The 3,955-nt window shown below is 30.8% G+C and carries 3 protein-coding genes and 1 pseudogene; 3 read left to right on the top strand and 1 reads right to left on the bottom strand.

What is annotated here, in order from left to right; genetic code table 11:
* The 3 genes from ACNDLV_RS07915 to ACNDLV_RS07905 form a co-directional block, all read left to right on the top strand.
* On the top strand, positions 1-665 hold a 665-nt coding region (locus ACNDLV_RS07915), incomplete at its 5' end, for a restriction endonuclease subunit S (protein WP_498883074.1).
* Between the two features lie 438 nt (positions 666-1,103).
* Positions 1,104-2,270 (top strand): restriction endonuclease subunit S, encoded by a 1,167-nt coding sequence (locus ACNDLV_RS07910; RefSeq protein ID WP_006588905.1) that lies wholly within the window; start codon positions 1,104-1,106, stop codon positions 2,268-2,270.
* A gap of 43 nt (positions 2,271-2,313) precedes the next feature.
* On the top strand, positions 2,314-3,237 hold the full coding sequence (locus ACNDLV_RS07905; RefSeq protein WP_006586687.1) for a site-specific integrase: 924 nt from the start codon (positions 2,314-2,316) through the stop codon (positions 3,235-3,237).
* Between the two features lie 35 nt (positions 3,238-3,272).
* Here ACNDLV_RS07905 and ACNDLV_RS07900 read toward each other — a convergent pair.
* Positions 3,273-3,955, bottom strand: a pseudogene (locus tag ACNDLV_RS07900) (restriction endonuclease subunit S); the annotation flags it as partial.

Raw genomic sequence — 3,955 nt, 5'->3', positions numbered from 1 at the left:
TTCAACAACGAAAATTAGAGCTTATGAAGCAGCTATATAGATACCTTTTAGAAAATTTAAATACTGAAAAAAAGCACCCTAACATATTTATTAAAGGCAATTATTCACACTGGAATAAAGTAAAGCTTTCTGATTTAGGTGAAATTAGAACTGGAAAAACTCCAACACCAAGTGTTAGATCTAATTATACAAATATAGGAATGCCATTTGTAACTCCAACCGAAATCGTTGATTTGTATAACTATAATACGAGTAGATTTATTTCAAATTCGGGGCTGAAAAAAGCTCAAATTGCTCCTAAAGGTTCAATTTTAGTAACTTGTATCGCAAGTATTGGAAAGAATACTTGCGTGTTTAAAGAGAAGGTTGCATTTAATCAGCAAATCAATGCGGTTACGCCTAACAGTTTTAATGATTCAACATTTTTAGCATTTAAATCTTTACAATGGTCTAAAAGAATTGACTGCTTAACTGCAAATACTGCTATGCAAATTATTAATAAAAAAGATTTTTCAAATATTGAAACAATGGTTCCTAATCTAAATGAGCAAAAAGATATCTCAAAAATTTGGTTGAAATCTTATTCTTTAACCTATAAATATTCTGATGCAAAAAAATTAATTATTCGACTTAAAAAATTCCTACTTCAAAATTTATTCATTTGATATCTACCAAGCGTATTTTTGCTTTGATATAATAAAAAAAGCTCGTCAATAGATGAGTTAGTAGTTCAGAATAACTACATCCTCCCATTTCATTTATTCAACTTGGAGGTGCTTGTATGTTTATTCGGAATAGACTGGGGTTGTGCCTTAATGGCCGAAGTCATTATTGCAATTGGCAAAGCAAGTATATACTTTGCACTTGCCTATGCGATAATAAAAAAAGCTAATCATAAAGATTAGCTAACAACTCTAGTTATTCAACTACGTTCGAGGGTAACGGACTGGGACTCCGTTGCCCTCTTTTCATTTCAGTTATAATTATATGAAATCTGATAGTAAAAAGTCAAACCTTTTGGTAGTACTTCATTCTCTATTTTTATTTGAGTTGAAGCAAAAATATCACTTTTTATTGCACTCAAATAATCTGATGAACAACGATTGTATCCGAAGGTCAGATTTCGTGGGTTTGATGAGCCTTGGAAGAAGGTTAAGTTGGGGCAAATTGCAGATGTCAGAGATGGAACACATGAGTCACCGAAATATGTATCTCAAAATGGCTACCCATTAATCACTTCTAAAAACTTAGAAAATGGTACTATTAATTTTGACGATATTTCTTATATTTCAAAAAAAGATTATGAAGAAATAAATAAACGTTCTTTGGTTGAAAAGAATGATATCTTATTTGGAATGATTGGTACTATCGGAAATGTAGCTATTGTAAAAAAATCTGGATTTGCCATAAAAAATGTTGCATTAATAAAAAGCAACTCTGAAATACCATCAATAAATTTAATTCAAATTATACAATCTGATATTTTTAAAAAATATACTAATAGACTGAATTCTGGAAATTCGCAAAAATTTATTTCGCTTGGAGATATTAGAAAATTTGATTTTAAAATGGCTAGTAAAAGTGAGAATATGCTCATTTCTAAACTTTTTAAAAAAGTTGATACTCTACTTTCTCTTCAACAACGAAAATTAGAGCTAGAAAAGCAGTTGAAAAAGTTTTGCTTACAAAATATTTTATCTGATAATAAGAAATGTCCTAATCTTAGATTTCATGATTTTAGTACTAATTGGAAAAAAGTAAAAGTTGGAGATATATTTACTGTTACAAGAGGAAAGGTATTATCAAAAGATAAGATTTCTAAAACTAAAGATCATATTATGAAATATCCAGTATATTCTTCACAAACACTCAATAATGGCCTTTTGGGGTATTATCATGATTATTTGTTCGAAGATGCTATCACGTGGACTACTGATGGTGCCAATGCAGGTACGGTTAGACTTAGAGCTGGGAAATTTTATGGTACAAATGTTAATGGAGTTTTATTATCTAAAAATGGATATGTAAATGATGCAAATGCTGAAGCTTTAAATCAAATTGCATGGAAATACGTATCAAAAGTTGGAAATCCTAAATTAATGAATAATGTGATGCAGAATATTATGTTTTCAATTGCTCCTTCTGTAGAAGAACAAGTAATTATTTCTAAACTTTTCATTCTACATTCCAAAAGTTTAAAAATATATCAAGCAAATATAAATGTTTACACCCAACTCAAACAATTCCTACTTCAAAATCTATTTATCTAGATTGCTACAATAACCTCCTAATCAAAATTTAGGAGGTTTTCTTATGTCAAAGAAAATTAGTACAAAGTTGTTTTATAGGTATTATGGTAATTGGATTGATTTGTATAAAAAAGGTGCAATTCGACAAGTTACTCTCGATAAGTATTATCTGACCGAGCGTAAATTAAGAGAGTTAGCTCCAGAATTGCGTTTATCTGAGCTGAATCGCCAAACATATCAAAAATTATTAAATGATTATGCTGAAACTCACGAAAAGCACACAACCCTAGACTTCCATCATCACCTTAAAGCTGCAATTATAGACGCGCTAGACGATGGAATGATAAAAACTGATCCAACTCGGAGAGTAATTATTAAAGGTCGAAAACCTAAACCAAAAAAGAAAAAGTATCTAAATTTATTTGAGTTACAAATGTTGTTAAAACAACTAAAGTTAGGTACAGAACCTAATTGGGATTGGTTTATATTATTAGTTGCTAAAACTGGTTTGCGTTATGCTGAGGCCCTAGCATTAACTCCTAATGACTTTAATTATGAAAAGCAAGTTATTACAGTTACTAAAACCTGGAATTACAAATATGCAGGTGGAGGGTTCAGACCGACTAAAAATCCAACATCGAAGCGTAATGTAATGATTGATTGGCAACTTGCTCAGCAATTTAAGCAGATTACACAAGGTATGGACCCTGAGAAGCCTATTTTTGTATCAGGACGAGCTTTTAATTCAACAATAAACATAATTCTAGAGCGATTATGTTATCAAGCTGAAATCCCTGTTATTTCAATTCATGGACTAAGGCACACACATGCTTCACTGCTTCTTTATGAAGGCGTATCTGTAGCAAGTGTAGCCAAACGACTAGGTCATGCTAATATTACAACTACTCAAAAGACTTACTTGCATATTATTCAAGAACTCGAAAACAAGGATAATGACAAAGTAATGCATCATTTATCTCAGCTATAAAATAAAAGTCCTAGCTAGATGGCTAGGACTTTGTGTTATATAAATAAGTTTTGAAGTAGGAATTGCTTGAGTTGTTGTGTAGTATTTATATCCTGTTGTTGAAGGGAAAGAAGGGAATTCATAAGATTATAAATCCTGGAAATATTATTTTGTTCATCACTTTTTGGGATAGTTATACTCATTTCAAAAAAATCTTGTGGTGAGATATTTAATAATCCATGATTCCTTGCACCTTCTGTAGAAACTTGAACTATGTGAGAATACCATTTAGTAGTGTCGAAAAACGCTTTTAAAAAATCAGAATTAATATTTTCAGGTGTAAATGCAATATATAATGTGGAAAGCGCTCCTTCATTATACTTTTCCAATCTTTTAATTGAACCATATGGAGCTTCCTTAGAATAGCTTTTATTATAGGCAAACTCTCCACGTTTAAGCAAAATATAGTTTGCAAGATTTTCACTGGCAACAACTCTACCAAAAAAATCTCTTTGATCAACTAAGCCAAATTGTGCAGAAATTGTTAAGGGAATATTAGTTTCTAGATTTTTATTTTTTCTGCGTATTCTTTTGACATTTCTCCCCAACTTAACCTTCTTCCAAGGCTCATCAAACCCACGAAATCTAACCTTGGGATACAATCGTTGTTCATCTGAAAATAAGTTTTGAAGATTAAACTGCTTCAACTGATTTTCTAACTCTAATTTTCGTTGTTGAA

The sequence above is a fragment of the Lactobacillus fornicalis genome (assembly GCF_055362665.1).
This window is presented reverse-complemented; position numbering and strand designations above follow the sequence as displayed.